Raw genomic sequence first — 17,572 nt, 5'->3', positions numbered from 1 at the left:
TAACTTCCAGGATATTCCTGGGAACCGATGCCCAGAGGCTCTGCCTCGCTTTCGTTCGATGAGAATTCGAGGCAGAGCCTCTGGATCTGCGTTACCAGGAATATCCTGGTAACGAGTAACGAGTAAAAAATCTATGTTATTAAACAATGAAAATTACGCTTCCAGAACTATCTTTAGTCGTTCTCATCGGTGCATCCGGTTCCGGCAAATCCACCTTTGCGCAGCAGCATTTCCTACCTACAGAAATCATTTCCTCGGATTACTGCCGGGGTCTGGTTTCCGATGACGAAAACAATCAAGCGGCGACCGCTGATGCTTTTGAAGTATTGCATTTAATCGCTGCTAAACGTCTGGCCGCAGGTAAGCTAACTGTGATTGATGCCACCAATGTTCAGCCGGAAAGCCGCAAATATTTGGTGGAATTAGCCCGAAAATACCATTGCTTTTTGGTTGCTATTGTGCTAGATTTGCCAGAAAAATTGTGTGCCGATCGCAATCAACAACGTCCAAACCGCAATTTTGGAAATCACGTAGTTCGGCGGCACGTCCAAAGTTTGCGCAAATCGCTCCGAAATCTCGATCGCGAAGGATTTCGCTACGTTTACGTCCTCCGTTCCCCAGAGGAAATCGAGGCGGTGGAAGTCGAAAGACAACCGCTGTGGAACAACCGCAAAGGCGACTGCGGCCCTTTTGACATCATCGGCGACGTTCACGGATGCTGCGACGAATTGGAACAATTGCTGCAACAGTTGGGCTATCAAATTATCGAAAAATCCAGCGAATCCAATTTGGGGAATTTTCCCACCTACGCGCACCCAGAAGGGCGTAAAGCCGTGTTTTTGGGCGATTTGGTCGATCGGGGCCCGCGCATTCTCGACACCCTCAAACTCGTGCGAAACATGGTACTCGCAGAAACAGCTTTGTGCGTGCCTGGAAATCACGACATCAAACTGCTGCGAAAACTCAGCGGCAAAAATGTCAAAATCAACCACGGACTCGAACAAACCTTAGCAGAAATTGCCGCTTTACCCGATGAATCGCGCGAATCAGCAGTAGGAGAAATTAGCCAATTTTTAGATAGTTTGACTGGGCATTACGTCCTCGATGGCGGAAAATTAGTCGTCGCCCACGCCGGGATGAAAGCTGAATTTCAGGGACGCGCATCGCGCCGCATTCGAGATTTCGCCTTGTACGGAGAAACAACTGGCGAAATCGATGAATTCGGCTTGCCCGTCCGCTACAATTGGGCCGCCGAATATCGAGGTCAGGCAGCGGTTGTTTACGGACACACCCCCGTTCCCGAAACAGAATGGTTGAACAATACTGTTGATATTGACACCGGCTGCGTTTTCGGGGGCAAACTAACAGCTTTGCGGTATCCCGAAAGAGAATTTGTCAGCGTTCCTGCTGCTAGAATTTACTGCGAACCTGCCAAACCGATCTCCTTTCAAGACAGCCCCACTCCACTTAACAATAAAGACATGAATTCACCCGTTATCAATAGCGGTTTGGCGGCCGTGAATCTCACCGCCCAACAGCAGTTTGATGACGTACTGGACATTAGCGACGTACTCGGAAAACGCATTATTTCAACTCGCCTGCAACGTAACATTACGATTAAAGAAGAAAATGCGATCGCAGCCCTAGAAGTAATGAGTCGGTTTGCAGCCAATCCCAAATGGCTGATTTATTTACCGCCCACAATGTCTCCCGCTGCTACCTCCAACGAACCAGGACTTTTAGAACATCCAGCCGAAGCATTTAGCTACTACCAACAGCAGGGCATATCGACAGTTGTGTGCGAAGAAAAGCACATGGGTTCCCGTGCAGTTGCGATTGTTTGCCGCGACGCACCGGCAGCTTTACGCCGCTTTGGCATTCTCAGCGAGAGTATGGGCATTTGCTACACCCGCACGGGACGGCATTTTTTCGATCATTCTACCTTAGAAAGAGAATTTTTAGCGCGAGTAAATGTCGCTCTCACTGCGAGCAATTTTTGGGAAAAATTTCAAACGGATTGGGTGTGTTTGGACTGCGAATTAATGCCTTGGTCAGCCAAAGCACAAGGTTTATTGAAAGAGCAATACGCCCCCGTGGGAACAGCATCTCGTCACGGGTTTGCGGAGGCGATTAAGAACTTAGAACAGGCAAACCAGCGGGGAGTTGAAATTAATTCTTTGCTAACCAGCTACCAAGAGCGAGCCGAACTAGCCGATCGCTATGTTAAGGCCTACCAGCGCTACTGCTGGCCAGTGAAATCGCTCTTGGACCTCAAATTAGCGCCTTTCCACATCTTGGCAACCGAGGGAACAGTTCACACTGACAAAAATCACTGTTGGCACATGGAACAGATTTCACAAATTTGTCAAGCTGACCCTGAATTTCTGTTAGCTACTGAATACAAAATAGTTGAAATTGCCGATGTTGACAGCCAATTGGCGGGGATTCAATGGTGGGAAAAACTGACGGCGGGGGGAGGCGAAGGAATGGTTGTTAAACCAATGGATTTTATTGTGAAAAATAGCAAAGGACTCGTACAGCCTGCGGTAAAATGTCGCGGAAAAGAGTATTTGCGAATTATTTACGGTCAGGAATATTCTTTGCCTGCAAATTTAGAAAGATTGCGATCGCGCGGACTTTCCGGCAAGCGTTCTTTGGCGTTGCGAGAGTTTGCTCTCGGTGTAGAAGCATTGGAGAGATTTGTTGCGGGTGCTCCATTGAGACGAGTTCACGAGTGCGTTTTCGGAGTTTTAGCGATGGAGAGCGAACCTGTCGATCCGAGGCTGTAATCTGAAGGTAGAAAGCAGGCGATCGCTCATTCATTTCCTCCTACTAATCGCTGTACTTCCAATGTCGATAAATTCATCATTTGTGCGACTTGTTCTAAATTCATGCCCGAATTTAACAGTTGAGAAACGAGCGATCGTAAGGCTGATTCTGCCGCCATTTGTGCTTGTTCCGCCGCCAGCCGTGCTTGTTCAGATTGCTGGTAAGTCTTCAGAAACTCTCCTGTTTGAGGATTTCTAAACCTCAATTCTCCAGAGACTAAGTGCAATTCCAGTCCCAATACTTCGCTGTACAGCCACAGCGAATCGAAGGCGATATTATTGACGGGAATCGGCTCGTACTGGTTGTTGACTAAACGCACTCCTTGCAGTATCGGATTCAGATAATCCCCAGACGGATCGTACTGAAAGTATTCCTTTACTCCCAAACTTCGATAAGTTTCTGGTTTGGTTTCTTGGTCTACATCTTGAGTTGTTTCAGATGTTATTTCTAAGACAAACTGCGGTGCTATCCCTGCTTCTTTCCAGATTTTGTAGTTATCTCTCTGGCGTTTTCTGACTCCAAATACTACATAGATATCGGGAGCAACTACTGCTGCTTTGTTACCTTCTTCGTAATAAACCAAAGAATTTGCTGACACGTAGACATCCGATCGCCCTTGAAAGTGCAGCTTCAGAGCTTCCACGCCGTAAGTCATGTAATCGCGCGTGATGTCGCTTTCCGCCATCGGTTCTCCGTCGCTGCTGGGATATTCAATTTCTTCTTGTTCGATAGAAGTTAAAACTGTCACAGTTTAAGCCTCCTTAGTTCTCGCTAATTCGATTGTAGCACTAGCTCTAAAAAAACGATGACTGAGAAAATTCTGACCGTCTTGAATGACAATTGACAACTGACAACTGACAAAAAAAAGGCGTTTGTCAAGTGCAAACGCCTTTTTATAGAGTTACAAACGCGGCGTCTTATCTTGTTTAAACGACGCTAACCATTCGCGAATTTGGTCGGCCGCAATCTCGCGCCCGCCCAAACCAAAAGCTAGAGCAATGCCAACTGCGATCGCCCCGAGCAGCAGCCCGAAAGCCAAATTCACAATATCGCTGCCAATGCCCATTTGTTGCAGCGCCAAGGCCGAAACAAAGGCAATAATTGCGATCCGAGCCGCTTGGCCCAAAAGCCGCGCTTGGCGAGTTCCAGAGCTGGCAATCAAGCTAAAGGCCAGATTCGCCAAATACAAGCCGATCGCAAATACCACCAAGCCCGAAAGCACCCTACCTGCAACCAGGACAATACCGCTGACAATCGCCGTCAGCGCTGGAATCCGCAGCACGTCGGTAGCCGCCACCACAGCAAACAGCATGATGCCCACCTGCACCACAATGCCGACAAATTCCGAAGGCGTGCGCGCCGGAAGTTCCGGTTCCTGAAGAACTGTTGCGTCCGGATCGATCGAACTCGGCGTTAGCCGAAGCGGCTGCTTCGGCTGCACTCCCAACCAAGAAAAGACATTGTTAAAGCCAATTCCCCTCAGGATATTAGTCACCAAATCGCCTACCCAACGCCCCAAAATGTAAGCAACCGCCAGAATTAGCCCTGCCGTGAAGATTTTGGGAACCGCGCTCAAAATGTCGTTGAGCATCGCGACTGCAGGCTGGGAAATCGCCTGAATGTCCAAAGCGTTGAGAGCTGCGATCGCCGTTGGAATCAAAATCAAAACATAGACGATCGTCCCGACAATCCACGACAGCGATTGTCCGCCCGTACTCCGCGAAATTCCAAACCGAGCGCCCAAACCGTCCGCCCCAGCAGCAGCCAACAGATTCGTGACAATCCGCCGCACCACCATAGCCAGCAGCCAGCCCACAAACCCAATCAGCACAGCTTCCAGAATTTTCGGAATTGCCGCCAGAATTTGGTTGAGCAAATTATTAACAGGCAGCAGAGCCTGCTGCAATTGCAGCGCTTCCAGAATCAGCGGCAAAAACAGCAGAAAGATGAACCAGTACAGCGCATTCGCCACAGTATCGCTCAGCAGCAAAGGGCGCTCCGTAGGCGCAGTGCCCACCTCCTGATTCAAGCGCTCGTCCACGCTAAAAGTCCGCATCACTCGCGATACGGCCATTTTGGCGACTGTTGCCAACACCCAAGCAATCCCCAACCAAATTAGCGCGGCGGCCAACTTCGGCAAGAAATTCGCTATTTGATTGAGAAAAGTATTGAGCGGTTGCGAGACGGCCGTTAGATTGAGCCGGTTGAAAAAGGCAACCAGGAAAAAGATAAAAATGATCCAGAATACCGCTGCGGAAATCCATTTTTCCACTTGCGGGGCTCCTGGTCCCCCCTCCGGGCGGCCGGTAATCCAAGCAGCCAGTCGGTTGTCGATCGTAGTCTTCTTGAGCAATCCCCCCACTACAGATGAGACGAGGGCTGATACTATCAAGCCAACTAGCAGGATACCGACGGCCCAGAGGAGATTTTCCAGGTTTGATCCCTGAATGAAATTGTTAAATCCGCGTTCCGCATCTGTCAGCGGATTCCCGGACTGGGCTTGTGCCAAAATGCGATCGGACAAAGCCGCTATTGGATCCGATATCGGTTGAGTTATCTCTTGCCAAGTTTCATTCATTTTTTTCTCGGGTTAACGTCAGATTTGACAGGGAAAAGACGAAACTTTAATAATAGTTCCAAAAAATCTAGACATCATCTAAATTTAATGTTTGTACGCTTTTAATCGTACTGGGCTAACTACAAAACCCTCTCTCGAATTAGGGATAAACCATCTTCGACAGCTTTTGGACCAATATTCAAAGAACCGTTTACATCGGCATTTATGAAGCGTCCTGTTTTGGTTTTGAACAATCCTCTTTTTACTTTACTGCCTATGTAGTCGGAATGTTGTTGGATTGGTTCCCAATCCCAGGCTGAACATTTGGATGTGTAACTCTCCTCTCCTCTACTAACACAACTTTAATTCCCACAATTTGTCCTTTGTACTGCAACATTTGCACGAATCGGCGATGGGGAATGCAGGCAAAATTTTGATTGTTAACCTTGCCCGTCTTAATCCCATCTTTGAAATCCTGTTTCCAGCCTATAGCCAGCAAGCCAATTTGATGATTGACGAGTTCTTTAATAATTGCGGAACTCGTCATGTGGAGGTAGTAATCCACTTTACAGTTACGCTTGTGCCACAATTTTGCGAGTTTTATACTGGTTTTTTGGGCGGCGGGCAGCAATGATTTCAATACCGATGAAACTTGATTGCAGTATTGATTGGTTGACTTAACCGCCCGTCCGTCGAAGATTGTCGGTACTAGCCCAGGAACATTGTAGGTTAATGTTGCCAGATTGTTTAATCCTAAATCTGCCGCTACCCTCTGATTAACTTGTAAAGGCTGTTCTAACTTTTCATAGACCACCTCGACAACATAACAACCTACCTTGGGAACAATGCGGATTTCCAGAATCGAGGTGACTTTTGAGGGCAACCAAATATTAGTCCCAGAGGGGCGAGCGTATCCTTTTTTAAAGGCTCTTTTGCGGACCGCTTGACAATTAAATACAACTACATAGCGTCCCTCTTCTCTTTTTCGATCTCGCGAACCTTTATAATGAGGGATTTTCGGTGCGGCTTTAAATTTAGTTGGGTCTTCCTGATAGTTTCGCACCGCCCGATCGTAGCTAGTCCCTGCTTTTAGGAGTAAGCCGAGCGTGCTTTGTGCTACCTTTGCGGGCAGTGCTTTGTAATCAGGACTTGTTTTGAACCCGCGATCGACAGCCAGAGCGTTTGTTTGTTGGCTGGCGAAAAAGTTTTGACGGTAGATGTAGTTAGCGCTATTGTAAAGATTTTTGCACAGCCAAGACAGTCTATCGGCTTCTCGATAAAACCTATGATTTGGTTTAATGACGTGCCTTTTGACTAACTGCATAATCGGTATATATACTTTAATTCAAGATGATACACTGTATTTATGAGTGTGTCAATCTTTTAATTTCTGGAAAAATTGACGGTACAAGTAAATAAAGGACTATAAAGTAAACAAAGTTTTGTAATACCCTCGTTGTTGCAGGTTCTCATGTCAATTCGTCAAGTTTTCGAGCAATCCATTGAAATTCGCGCTGCTGCTACCTTGGTCGAGCGGTGTATAGTCGATCGCACTTTGATGCACAAGTGGCTCAATCCCCTGCTGCGTTGCGATCCCGAGGGCGAATGGGATACTGCTGTAGGAAGTCGCAGCTTATTTATCATAAAAATTCCGGTTTTGCAACCCACTTTAGAGAGTGTGGTGTTGGAGCGACAACCCGGTTTAATTGTGTGGGGGTTTGACGGATTTTTCAAAGGATGCGATCGTTGGGAATGCCAGCCCCAAATCCAGGGAACTCTCTTAATTAACCGCTTTGAATTTCAAATTCCCAATCGTTTAATTAGATTTGGTTTCAATAACTTTGCAGCCCCTTGGACGCAGAAAGATATGAAAGACCAACTGCGCCGACTTAAGCGGGTAGCCGAGCAACTCTCTCAAAAAATGGGTAATGGGTAATGGATCATGGGTAATTGGTAATGGGTAATGAGTAATTGGTAATAGCTGAAAACTCAGAACTCAAAGGAAAAAAAGCACCAATTCCCAATTCCCAATTACCAATTCCCTGCAACTTCAGTTATTTACTTCGACATTCCCGATGGATTGGGCTGACAAATCGCTTGTCTCGCCGAATTAATAGCTTGACCAGCCGTACTTTGCAAAGCCGGGGAATTCTGATACATAGCTTGCAAATCTTGCACGTCTTTAATCACTCGCTGGTAGATAGCCATAGCTTGATTCCCGTCAACTTCTAAGGCCGCAGGGGTGTAATTTTGCATCACTTCCACCAGTGATATTTTGCCATCTTTGGAAGCTGCAACTAAAGCATCGCGCAGTGCCGACGCGCTTTGAGTCCGAGTTGCCGGCGTATAAGCAACCTCGCCCAATTGTTTGAAAACAAGTTCCCCAAAATAAGTATTTGCCAACCGCCCTACTAATTGGGAATCTAAAGGCACTTCTCGCGTTAATATTTCGCGCATCGACTCGGGAGTTTGTTTCGCAAGACTCAGAACGCTTTGCAGTTGAGATGATGCTTTGCCGGTTTGTGCCAAGCTTTGCAAGTCGTTCATAGGTAATGTTACGTCAATAGCACCGTATTTTACGGTAACATTGTCTAACGCCAAAGCTTTGCCACTGCTCAGAAATACTGCACTTGTTCCCAGCAAAAGCGCCAAACCTAATGATAAAGACTTTGACATTCTTGTGGTTAAATGGGCTGACTGCGGTTGCATTCCGTTGAGATAACGTTGTGGAAACTGAAAATTCATGGGTTTGTGCCTCTTGAGGTCAAAATACTTTTTCGATCGATCGTCTCTGCAGGTATCAGTTGGGAAAGCGGACTGGGGATTTCCGTAAATGACCTATGATTTTACAGTCCTGTCAAGCAAATTTAACCTATCAAAAGATAGGTGTTAATTGATTATTTCTATGTTAAATTATGATATTTGACAATTTTATAAAGCTTTGCAAAACTTATAAAAGCGACATGGGCCCGTGGGGCAGCCGTTTATTAAGTGTCGCTTTCACCTCTTATAGTGTGCGATATATAGCGAATTTAAGTTCACATATCCCGATCGATCCCATCGACCAATTGGCGAATTGTAGCAGCATCAGGAGCATTCGGAGCATTTCTCAGGTATAGTTCCAAATCGTGGCGCGCCTCTACCAAGCGGCCAAGTTGATAGTAGAGAATTCCGCGATCGCGCCGTTCCCCTAGGGCCTCGGGAAACAGCAGCAAAATCCGTTCGATCGCCAAAAGCACCCTCAAAGCATCTCGCTGTTGCAAGTAAATCGCCTTCAGATTTCCCAGCATTCGCCCCAACAAGTGCCGGGGACGTACCGGAGCGAGAAAAGCCGGCTGCAACTCCATAGGTTGACCGTAAATTTGAGAAAGTCTGGCTTGACAATCTTCAGGAAATAATATCTCGCCGCCGTTAAACGCATCAACAAAAATGCCAGCCTCTTCAAAATCGGGTCTAATTAAAAAATGTCCCGGCATCCCAATTCCGACCATCGGAAAATCAATCCGCTTAGCAACCTCCAAATAAACCAAAGATAAAGAGATGGGAATACCAGTACGCCGATCGATCACTTCATTCAAAAAGCTATTGCGGGGGTCGTAATAATCCGCATCATTGCCCGCAAACTGCAACTCTCCGTATAAATAGCTGTTAATACTTTGAATGATCCGCAGCGGATAATTCTGTGCCGGCAGGCGCGAGCGCACTTCATCTGCGATCGTGTCGAGAGCGTTGAGATACTCCTCGGGCTCTAAATTTGGATATTCTTCCAAAGCCATGTAAAGGGCAGCTTTCGCCAGGTCAATCGAGCCATCCGGCTGATTTATTTCTTGATAAAAGAGTTGTCGCGCTCTGGGAAAATCCATATTTATGATTTATTTGATTTTTATTGACATTTTGTAGCAATATCATGAACAGGCAATTTTTTTTTGGGGAACAGGCATCTCGCCTGTTGCTAAAAAAAATGAAAAAAAGTAGATTATTTCAATAATAATATACTTTAATTTTTTCTATCTAAATCAGCCACTATCTTTAATAAACCTTCACGATAGATTTTTTTGCCATCGAGATTGAGGTGAACGCCATCCGATGTCAAATTAGCCTTCAAAGCTTTGCCCTCAAATAACGGCTGCACGGCTGCATCATCAACAGATAACTTTTCGACAACAGCAACTTGACGAATCAACTGATTAAACCGATCGACTCTGTTGATAGGAGCCGCCATACTGACATCGCGGCTGGCTTCAAAAGTCGAGTAAAAAGCCGGAAGCAAAACCACCTGTTTCGCCCCCAGCTCATTCTTAACAATCCCGATTACTTGCTGCATATTTTTGAGAAAATGCTCGTCCATAGTTTTATAAATAGCATCATTTGTACCGAGCGCAATAATCGCTCGATCGCACTTAACCTTAGCAGCCGTTAAAAACTTAAGCTGTTCCAACTGAGAAATCGCACTCATCCCGCCGATCGCAAAATTGAAAGAATTGTCACCCAGAGTATTTCCCAGCATCGAAGTGATCGAATCCCCCAAAAAACAAGTTTTTATCCGAGAGTTCTGAGTCACAGCAACTTGATATTGTACCTCATCTTGCCACCAAGACTGAGAACTTAGCGTGTCAGTTGGCAGTTCTAAATAATTGGCATTAGCCATTACCAAAGTTCTGCCCAAATAGCCACGCTTACCTGCATAAATCAAAATAACAGATAGCAAAATAACATTCAAAACAATCGATAAAACAACAATATTTCTCATATTTTCATGCCCTAATATCTAGTTGTACAGTCAATCGATTTTAGATTTGAAATTTGAGATTTTAGATTGACGCCACGGATAAATGCTCTTTCTTGAGGATTTTCGATTTTCGAAAAGGGATTGATTCCACGGATAAATCACGTGGCGGGTACCACCTTTGAAATTCTTGGTCATTAAAAGCCTCAACCCACAAACATCTCTCATCTCTTCCTCTCTGCGTCCTCTGCGCCCTCTGCGGTTCAAAAAAACATTCCTGTATATAAATCGCACCTTACAGCTTAACTTTTAACTTTCAAATCCCGTGACTTTTACCAATCACCCAACTGCGGCGAAAAATCCGAGCCAGAGTCGATTCTTCCAAAGCAAAATAGATAGGGCGGCCGTGAGGACAAGTGCGCGGATTGCGAGTTTGCTGCCATTCATCCAACAAATTTTGCATTTGGGAAAGACTCAAAGGAGTACCGTTGCGCATAGCGCTGCGACAAGCAGTAGCAACTTGAGCAGCTTGCAAATCTGCGACCTTACTGAGTTCAAAAAGCGCATCCGCACAGTCATCGCGATCGGCTAACAACTCAGGAACTTCGCGGGCGGCCCATAGCTGTTCGCCAAAAGTTTCTACGGACAAACCCAAGCGGGATAAATTTTCAATTTGCAGCGCAGATAATTGACTGAGAATCACGGGTTTTTCGATAGATTTTAGCTGCCAAGCCGCGCACAATTGCTCGTACAAAACGCGCTCGTGAGCGATGTGTTGTTCCACCAACCACATACCGCTGGAATGTTCGGCAACAATGTAAGTATTGTGAACTTGAGCGATCGCCCTCAATTCCATCAATCCTATTTGATTAGCTTTTTCCGGTTCGGCACCTTTATGATTCTGCCCAGCCGAAATCCCGACACTGTAAGCACTTTTTTGTTCCGATGCCTTCAGTAATTTTCCCACTCGATCGGGAATTGGGGCAGGCGGCAAAACTTCATCGTTTAAATGCAAAGCACGAGCAATTGCCGCGCTAACTTGTGCTTGCCAAAAACTCGGATCGTGCAGATAAATTTCAACTTTAGCCGGGTGGCGGTTCCAGTCGATGGACAGGGGGGAGATTTGCAGGTGAACAAAACACACGGGGTAGCGATCGCGCGGACAAGTACGAGCAAAGGCGCTGAGAATAGTTTGCTCTAATTCGGGCGATCGCACAACTCGCCGGTTCACCCCCACCTTCACCCAATCCGGCCGTCTGCGGTGACAGCGATCGGGCAAACCAATTACTAATTCTAAAAACTGGGAATTAGGCATTTGGAATTGGGAACTGGCAAGCGGTAATTGGTAATTGTGATTAATTGCCGATCCAACAAGTTGAGTTTCTACCAATAAATTTGCTGCTTTCTGATTTTCAGGACTCGCCGGCAAATCTAACTTTAAATACTGCAAATCGCTCGCTCGCACGCCGCGCACAAATTGAGGTAAAATATGTTCTGCTGTGCTACCAGGAGTTACGTGCAAACAAGGGGTATTTCCTTGGCGCAACTGCCAATTAACGTGTGGGTGACAAATAGCAATTTGCTGAAGGATTGATTGTATCGATCGCATTTGCTGTGCCGCCGACAAAAAACTGCGACGCACAGGCCAATTGCCAAACAAATTATCAACAGTCACCACCGTACCCGGAGCGATCGCCGCTGTTTCCACCTCCACAGCTTCGCCTGCGTTATTGTAAACCACCCGCCAGCCCGATCGAGCATTTTGGATTCCCCCCTTTAACAATGATGAGCTGGGGGGGTTTGGCGCCGACTCTCGATTTTCCCAAAAATCGCCCAATCCCAAATCATTCGATCGGCTCAAAACCTCCAAACAGCCCAACTGAGCTAAACTGTGCAAAGCTTCCCCGCGAAATCCCAAAGTAGCAATTTTGTAAAGGTCAGCTTCAGTGGTAATTTTGCTCGTACTGTGAGGCGAAGCGGCCTGCTGCAAATTTTCCAGATCCATTCCTGTACCATTATCTGCAACTTGCACCCGCCACTGTTCGGGCCAGACTGAAACAACGATGCGAGTTGCGCCAGCATCCAGAGAATTTTCAACTAATTCTCGTACCGCGGAGGCGATCGAGTCAATCACTTCGCCTGCGGCAATTAAATCGATAACTTCTGTGGGTAAGGTTTGAATAGTAACTGGCATCAGATTTTTAGCGTTGCGTTAATTCAATTCTACTTGATTCTGCAAATCGCTACACAGTATTAGGACTTACGCTTTTCAACCCGGTTTCTTAGAAAAATATTGTTTGGTAACAGAAGATATACTCATAAACCCAGTTTCTGAGGCAAGGGTGAGAAAGTCAATCGTATATATCTGCCTACCTAATTAAACTTGCTCTGCTAAAGCCCTAATTTTCGGCAAGCGGATGTAAAAAGTTGTGCCTTTGTTCTCCTCCGACTCATAAGTAATTTCCCCTTTGTGAGCATCAACAATCGACTTAGCAATCGCCGTTCCCAACCCAGTACCAGTCCGCTTGCCATAAGTCACAAAAGGTTCAAATAACTTTTCCTTAATTTCGTTGGGAATGCCCGGCCCGTTATCGTAAATGGTAATTTCTGCCCACTCCTCACTTTGCGTCACAGCAATCTCTACCAGACCTCCGCGCCCGCTAAAAGCTTCAACAGCATTCCCAACTAAATTTTGCAAAACGCGCAAAATCTTATTTTCATCCGCTTCGACTATCACTTCTGTTACCCGTACAACCAAATCTACTTTTGCCGCCTGAAAATAAACTCTGTTCAACTTTTCAAACTGCTGCAAAGTCTGGATTAGATTAACGGGTTTTTTATTTAATACAGAATTGCCGCGCGAAAATTCTAATACTTCTTCAGCCATCCCCAACATTCGCTGAACCTGCAATTGAATAAGTTCGCACCACTCCTGACTTTCCTCATCCGGGTGCATTTCTTTTAGCATTTCGCTGGAAAGTTTAATTCCCGTAAAAGGACTTTTAAAATCGTGAATAATTGTGCTCACCATTTCTCCTACCAATACCATTTTTTGTTTGTGGACGAACTGGCCAACATATTGGTCCGTGGTATCCCGCAATTTTTGAATAATGAAACTAAACATTTCCAGTACCGAACTACCTTTAGCAGACTGGAGAGTTTTTATCAGTTCTTCGCGATCTATTTTTGCAAAAGTCGAGCCGGCAACTGCCACAGCTCTAGCACTGCGAGGCTCGCCGTCTAAAACTCCGAGTTCGCCAAAATAAGCGTCGGCCTTAGCGACAGCGATAGTTTGATATTGATTGTTTTCAATGCGCTTGCTAAACTCGACTTCACCTGATAAAACTAGATATAAACAATCGGCTTTTTCTCCTTCTTCAAAAACCAGCGTTTCCTCATCACAACTCTCCAATATAGCTATTTGGCAAAGGTGAGCAGCTTGCTCTGGTTCAAAATAAGACATAAATCGATGAGATGCCAGATCCATGTGAAAATACCTAAGGCTTAATTTAAACAGTTTCTTTCTTCAATTTTCGCTTATAAGCATCGGTGCGTTAATAAAATACAATACTGCTTTAATCTGCCTCTATTTTCTAGCCTCCCGGGCTTTGACGCAAGGATCAGCGTCGGGATGCAGAGCCCGACTAGGACAGCAGCACCAGCAAGATCGCCAAATTTCTCAGCTAATTGACTAAAATACATAAATATGGTACTGTTTTCTGATTTAAATTGGAGGGGCCGACGAGCCGGAGGGCCCGCCCCACAAAATTTTAACTGTAGAGAGATGGTGCAATTTAAATGCCGATCGACCGAGTTGGCAAAAATTAACGCTCGGCAGATAAAACTATCGCAGCATTCTGCCCGCCAAAGCCAAAACTCAAACAAACCGCATTTCTCACAATAGCCGATCGCGCACAGCGCACAAAATCTAATTCAAACGCCGGTTTTTTCATTCCCGCGCCAGGTGGCAACATCTGATATTTAATACTCATCAAACAAAAAGCCGCGCCCAAAGCTCCCGAAGCTCCCAAAGTATGACCCGTAGCCCCCTTAGTCGAACTAACAGCAACTCTGGGGTGAAACAATTTCTGAATTAACAGTGCTTCGTGTCGGTCATTTAACTCCGTTGCAGTACCGTGAGCATGAATAAAATCTATATCAACTGCGGCTAAATTGCTGCGTTTCAAACATTGATTTACCGCCGCGATCGCACTTTTCCCTCCCAGAGTCGGCGCATTAACATGACAAGCATCATTTGTCAAGCCAAAACCGGAAACTCGACCGTAAATTTTAGCGCCGCGACGGCTTGCCAACTCTGCCGATTCTAATACAAATAAAGCCCCGCCTTCACCGAGTACAAAGCCTTCCCGATTTTCATCAAAGGGATAGCACCCAGCGTTTGCCAAAGCACCCATCCGGTTAAATCCAGCCACAGTCAGCGGTGTAATTGGCGCTTCCACAGCACCTGCGATCGCCCGCTGACACTCACCAGTGCGGATTAAATCAACAGCACGGGCTATCGACTGTAGGCCCGTCGCACAAGCAGCCATCGGCGCCAGCACCGGCCCCGTCGAGCCAATAGCCCTCGCCGCCGCCATCGCCCCCATGTGAGGCAAAAAATTCACGAATTGAGAATCGGGAATCCGTAATTGGTAATCTGAAATCGGTAATGTCCTTCCCTCTTTCTTCTTCCCGCTTTCTTCTGCCGAATGCCCTCTTTCTTCTGCCGAATGCCGAATGCCAACGCTAGCCAATTGTTCCAAATTTGCCTGGAAACCTCGGCTAGAACCGATCGCAATCCCGCAATCAGGCAAAGGCAAACTCAAATTAGCATCTTGCAAAGCATCTGCTAAAATCTGCCGAATTAAAGTTATTAAATCGGCAGGTTTTGTGCCAATTAAAGCCAAAGGTCGCCGTTCAAGTTCTAAAAAAGGTTGATTCTCCTCGATTCCCGATTCTCCAGACAGCAGTCTTTTCCAGCTCGTTTCCAGAGGGCCTAAAGCCGAAACAAGACCAATTCCAGTAACAACAATATCCATACCTAAGCCGATTTTAGATTTTAGATTTTGGATTAAAAGAAGACTCAGGCTAGACGATTTTAGATTTGGGATTAAAAAGGGATAATCTAAAATCTAAAATCCAATTCCCTTATCTCAAATCCCGAATTTACAAGCCATCGGATCGATCCCGCCGGGATAATCTAAAATCTAAAATCCCAAATCCAAAATTGGTTGACTACCTTCAGCTAGCAGCCTTAAAATTTTCCAAACCCTGAGTAACAGTAGCCGAATCAATGCGATCGCCCGCTTCAATCTTATCAACAACATCCATCCCTTGCTTCACGTACCCAAAAACCGCATAGCTGCCGTCCAAAAACGGCACATCAGTCAAAGTAAAGTAAAACTGAGAAGAAGCCGAATCAGGGCTCTGCGATCGAGCCATAGCCACAGCCCCGCGACTGTGTATCAACACGGGTTTCTCTTTAATTCCAGCTTCTTGTAGCGTCGCGCTGTAAGTCGGATTTGCAGCACCTTTAACTTTAATTTCCAGAGGAATCCTGCGTTCTGCAGAAGTTTTCGGGTCAATAAAACCGCCAGTTCCCAGCCGCGCCGCAGGGAATTTAGGGTCTTTACCCTGGGGGTCGCCGCCCTGAACTACAAAAGGCTGAGGTTCCCGCACGACTCGGTGAAATACCAGCCCGTCGTAGACTTTCTTCTGAACCAAATCGACAAAATTGCCCGCAGTAATTGGAGCATTTGTGCCGTCGAGTTCGATCGTAATAGGAGCACCTTTAACCGTCATCACCACCGTTGCTTTTCCTTCCAAGCGTGGCAAATTGCTAAATTGCGAACTCGCCGCTACCACAGCCGGAGACGGAGACGGAGACAAAGAAATGCTTTCACCCGCCGGATTCCCTGTCGGAGTGGAGTTTGCAGCCGGGGAACTACCGCATCCCCCAACAAACAACGCACCAATTATTAAAAGTGAGAACAACCACCGCTGAATTTTGATTTGCATTTGCATTTGTATTTTCACTTTCACTTTCATTCAATGACGTAAGGTGCGCAATGCGCACCCTAGATTTATCGCTTTACCAGGGATAATTTGCACCGCTTCGTGCTCACCCAATATTGATAGAATTGGTGCGCATTGCGCACCATACGAGACCTTACCAATCAAAAATCAAAAATCCCTAAAGCCCTTCTAGGGGAACTTGCAAAAATCGAGCCAATTCGGCCGCTTGATTTTCCACTTCAGACAAAGCAATCGGCTGTCCGACTCTAGTCAGGGGAAACTGACGGCGGTCTTTGAGCTTAAGATAAATACTGCGGCGGGGATTGAGACCTTCTTTAATGTCCACCCGCACAGATTGCACGTCCGATATCTTGCAGGTAAAATCAAGCTTGCGGTTTTTGCCGGGAAAACCCCAGCGAAAGATCCGAATGTTACCTGTTTGTCGATCGAACTCGTTGTAACCGCCGCCGACATCAAGGAGAATAGTCAGCCACAGGTAAAGCGCCAACAGCACGCCGCAGACACCGTAGAAACCCATCGCAATGCCTTGGGGGATGAAAACAAGCTGAGTCGGGTCAGCAAAAGGCAGCAGGTTCACGTGCAAGTAGCTGGAAAGGCCCGACAGCAGGAAACCAGTCCCTCCAATGCTGACAATCGTCCCCCACCAGAAATTGCTGAAGCGGCGGGAGCCCAAAACCTGGTAGCGCAGGACAGGATCGATCGAGGTCGTTGTTTTTGCAGTCATAAAACTAAACAGCCTTAAAGCCAAATTTTAATTCAAGTAGCCCACCGAGCGTCACGGTTCGCTGACGATCTCGCGACCGACCGATCGGCATTGTGTATCAACTTCTGCTAATTATGTTGAAAAATTCTGAACTTCTAATATATACTTATGTTAAGTTTAATTAGAAACCTTAGTTTTTTAACAAGCAAAAGGATTTTACCGCAGTCAGGAACTAAGGGCTAAGGCCACTGAGCTTGTAAGAAATTGCAAGCTGTTCTGACCAGACCCCTCGCAAGAGGAGACGTTATTGAGGTCACGACACCGGCGAATGCGACGCCAGTTTTGGGCTCTGTCACCTGCGATTAAACAGTTTTAAAGTCACTGAAACAGTGTCGCAGGTCTAACAAGCCTTTATAACCAGGTCGAGGCGAACATTACCCCGCAAGGGAGACTGAGGCAACCATACCTCATCGGAGGATCAACCATACCCCTCCAACCCCGAAAGGGGAAAAATTCAAGGCGATTGAAATCGCCGCCTTGTTTTCCTTTCAGGTCGGAAGACACGCTCGTTTCCCACTTACCCAGTTTTTTTTATGACAATCGCAGTCGGACGCGCCCAGAACGAAAGAGGCATCTTTGATGTACTCGACGACTGGCTCAAACGCGATCGGTTCGTCTTCGTAGGCTGGTCTGGCATCCTGCTATTCCCCTGCGCCTACCT

General features: G+C 46.4%; 13 protein-coding genes and 1 pseudogene. 3 read left to right on the top strand and 11 right to left on the bottom strand.

Going from position 1 to position 17,572, the window contains the following annotated elements; all coding sequences use genetic code 11:
• Positions 1-146: 146 nt before the first annotated feature.
• Positions 147-2,789: a polynucleotide kinase-phosphatase gene (locus tag QUB56_RS23725; protein WP_332958572.1), complete on the top strand. Its 2,643-nt coding sequence runs from the start codon at positions 147-149 to the stop codon at positions 2,787-2,789.
• A 26-nt stretch (positions 2,790-2,815) separates the two neighbouring features.
• Here the strand turns inward: QUB56_RS23725 and QUB56_RS23720 are convergent, their stop codons facing one another.
• From QUB56_RS23720 to QUB56_RS23710, 3 genes are all read right to left on the bottom strand, one after another.
• Positions 2,816-3,577 (bottom strand): Uma2 family endonuclease, encoded by a 762-nt coding sequence (locus QUB56_RS23720; RefSeq protein WP_332958571.1) that lies wholly within the window; start codon positions 3,575-3,577, stop codon positions 2,816-2,818.
• A gap of 153 nt (positions 3,578-3,730) precedes the next feature.
• A complete protein-coding gene (locus QUB56_RS23715; RefSeq protein WP_332958570.1) occupies positions 3,731-5,407 on the bottom strand; it encodes a mechanosensitive ion channel in 1,677 nt (558 codons plus the stop codon).
• A 253-nt stretch (positions 5,408-5,660) separates the two neighbouring features.
• Positions 5,661-6,710 (bottom strand): transposase, encoded by a 1,050-nt coding sequence (locus QUB56_RS23710; RefSeq protein WP_332958569.1) that lies wholly within the window; start codon positions 6,708-6,710, stop codon positions 5,661-5,663.
• Between the two features lie 147 nt (positions 6,711-6,857).
• Here QUB56_RS23710 and QUB56_RS23705 point away from each other — a divergent pair, with 147 nt between their 5' ends.
• Positions 6,858-7,322, top strand: coding sequence for an SRPBCC family protein (locus QUB56_RS23705; RefSeq protein ID WP_332958568.1), 465 nt, complete (start codon positions 6,858-6,860; stop codon positions 7,320-7,322).
• Between the two features lie 122 nt (positions 7,323-7,444).
• Here the strand turns inward: QUB56_RS23705 and QUB56_RS23700 are convergent, their stop codons facing one another.
• The 8 genes from QUB56_RS23700 to QUB56_RS23665 all read right to left on the bottom strand — a co-directional run bounded on the left by QUB56_RS23700 (position 7,445) and on the right by QUB56_RS23665 (position 16,872).
• Positions 7,445-8,131 carry an alpha/beta hydrolase gene (locus QUB56_RS23700; RefSeq protein ID WP_332958567.1) on the bottom strand — a complete coding sequence of 229 codons (687 nt, stop codon included), beginning with the start codon at positions 8,129-8,131 and terminating at the stop codon, positions 7,445-7,447.
• A gap of 293 nt (positions 8,132-8,424) precedes the next feature.
• Positions 8,425-9,249 carry a transglutaminase family protein gene (locus QUB56_RS23695; RefSeq protein WP_332958565.1) on the bottom strand — a complete coding sequence of 275 codons (825 nt, stop codon included), beginning with the start codon at positions 9,247-9,249 and terminating at the stop codon, positions 8,425-8,427.
• A 134-nt stretch (positions 9,250-9,383) separates the two neighbouring features.
• A complete protein-coding gene (locus QUB56_RS23690) occupies positions 9,384-10,136 on the bottom strand; it encodes an SGNH/GDSL hydrolase family protein (protein ID WP_332958564.1) in 753 nt (250 codons plus the stop codon).
• Between the two features lie 292 nt (positions 10,137-10,428).
• Positions 10,429-12,306 carry a DNA mismatch repair endonuclease MutL gene (gene mutL / locus QUB56_RS23685; protein ID WP_332958562.1) on the bottom strand — a complete coding sequence of 626 codons (1,878 nt, stop codon included), beginning with the start codon at positions 12,304-12,306 and terminating at the stop codon, positions 10,429-10,431.
• A 183-nt stretch (positions 12,307-12,489) separates the two neighbouring features.
• On the bottom strand, positions 12,490-13,599 hold the full coding sequence (locus tag QUB56_RS23680) for an ATP-binding protein (RefSeq protein WP_332958561.1): 1,110 nt from the start codon (positions 13,597-13,599) through the stop codon (positions 12,490-12,492).
• Between the two features lie 337 nt (positions 13,600-13,936).
• Positions 13,937-15,151, bottom strand: coding sequence for a beta-ketoacyl-ACP synthase (locus QUB56_RS23675; RefSeq protein WP_332958560.1), 1,215 nt, complete (start codon positions 15,149-15,151; stop codon positions 13,937-13,939).
• 202 nt (positions 15,152-15,353) lie between these two features.
• Positions 15,354-16,136, bottom strand: a complete 783-nt coding sequence (locus tag QUB56_RS23670) for a peptidylprolyl isomerase (RefSeq protein ID WP_445243390.1) — start codon at positions 16,134-16,136, stop codon at positions 15,354-15,356.
• Between the two features lie 169 nt (positions 16,137-16,305).
• The gene (locus QUB56_RS23665) at positions 16,306-16,872 is read right to left on the bottom strand and encodes a photosystem I assembly protein Ycf4 (protein WP_332958558.1); all 567 of its coding nucleotides are present in this window, start codon (positions 16,870-16,872) and stop codon (positions 16,306-16,308) included.
• Positions 16,873-17,444: 572 nt separating this feature from the next.
• Here QUB56_RS23665 and QUB56_RS23660 point away from each other — a divergent pair.
• Positions 17,445-17,572: pseudogene (locus QUB56_RS23660) on the top strand (photosystem II D2 protein (photosystem q(a) protein)); the annotation flags it as partial.

The sequence above is a fragment of the Microcoleus sp. AR_TQ3_B6 genome (assembly GCF_036702785.1).
Classification (GTDB): Bacteria; Cyanobacteriota; Cyanobacteriia; order Cyanobacteriales; family Microcoleaceae; genus Microcoleus.
Note: the sequence above shows the minus strand (reverse complement) of the source record. Positions and strands in the feature narration are given on the sequence as shown.

Coding starts and splice junctions, on each gene's coding strand:
- QUB56_RS23725 (WP_332958572.1), top strand. CDS start 147: ATGAAAATTACGCTTCCAGAACTATCTTTAGTCGTTCTCATCGGTGCA.
- QUB56_RS23715 (WP_332958570.1), bottom strand. CDS start 5,407: ATGAATGAAACTTGGCAAGAGATAACTCAACCGATATCGGATCCAATA.
- QUB56_RS23710 (WP_332958569.1), bottom strand. CDS start 6,710: ATGCAGTTAGTCAAAAGGCACGTCATTAAACCAAATCATAGGTTTTAT.
- QUB56_RS23705 (WP_332958568.1), top strand. CDS start 6,858: ATGTCAATTCGTCAAGTTTTCGAGCAATCCATTGAAATTCGCGCTGCT.
- QUB56_RS23700 (WP_332958567.1), bottom strand. CDS start 8,131: ATGAATTTTCAGTTTCCACAACGTTATCTCAACGGAATGCAACCGCAG.
- QUB56_RS23695 (WP_332958565.1), bottom strand. CDS start 9,249: ATGGATTTTCCCAGAGCGCGACAACTCTTTTATCAAGAAATAAATCAG.
- QUB56_RS23690 (WP_332958564.1), bottom strand. CDS start 10,136: ATGAGAAATATTGTTGTTTTATCGATTGTTTTGAATGTTATTTTGCTA.
- mutL (WP_332958562.1), bottom strand. CDS start 12,306: ATGCCAGTTACTATTCAAACCTTACCCACAGAAGTTATCGATTTAATT.
- QUB56_RS23680 (WP_332958561.1), bottom strand. CDS start 13,599: ATGGATCTGGCATCTCATCGATTTATGTCTTATTTTGAACCAGAGCAA.
- QUB56_RS23675 (WP_332958560.1), bottom strand. CDS start 15,151: ATGGATATTGTTGTTACTGGAATTGGTCTTGTTTCGGCTTTAGGCCCT.
- QUB56_RS23670 (WP_445243390.1), bottom strand. CDS start 16,136: ATGCAAATGCAAATCAAAATTCAGCGGTGGTTGTTCTCACTTTTAATA.
- QUB56_RS23665 (WP_332958558.1), bottom strand. CDS start 16,872: ATGACTGCAAAAACAACGACCTCGATCGATCCTGTCCTGCGCTACCAG.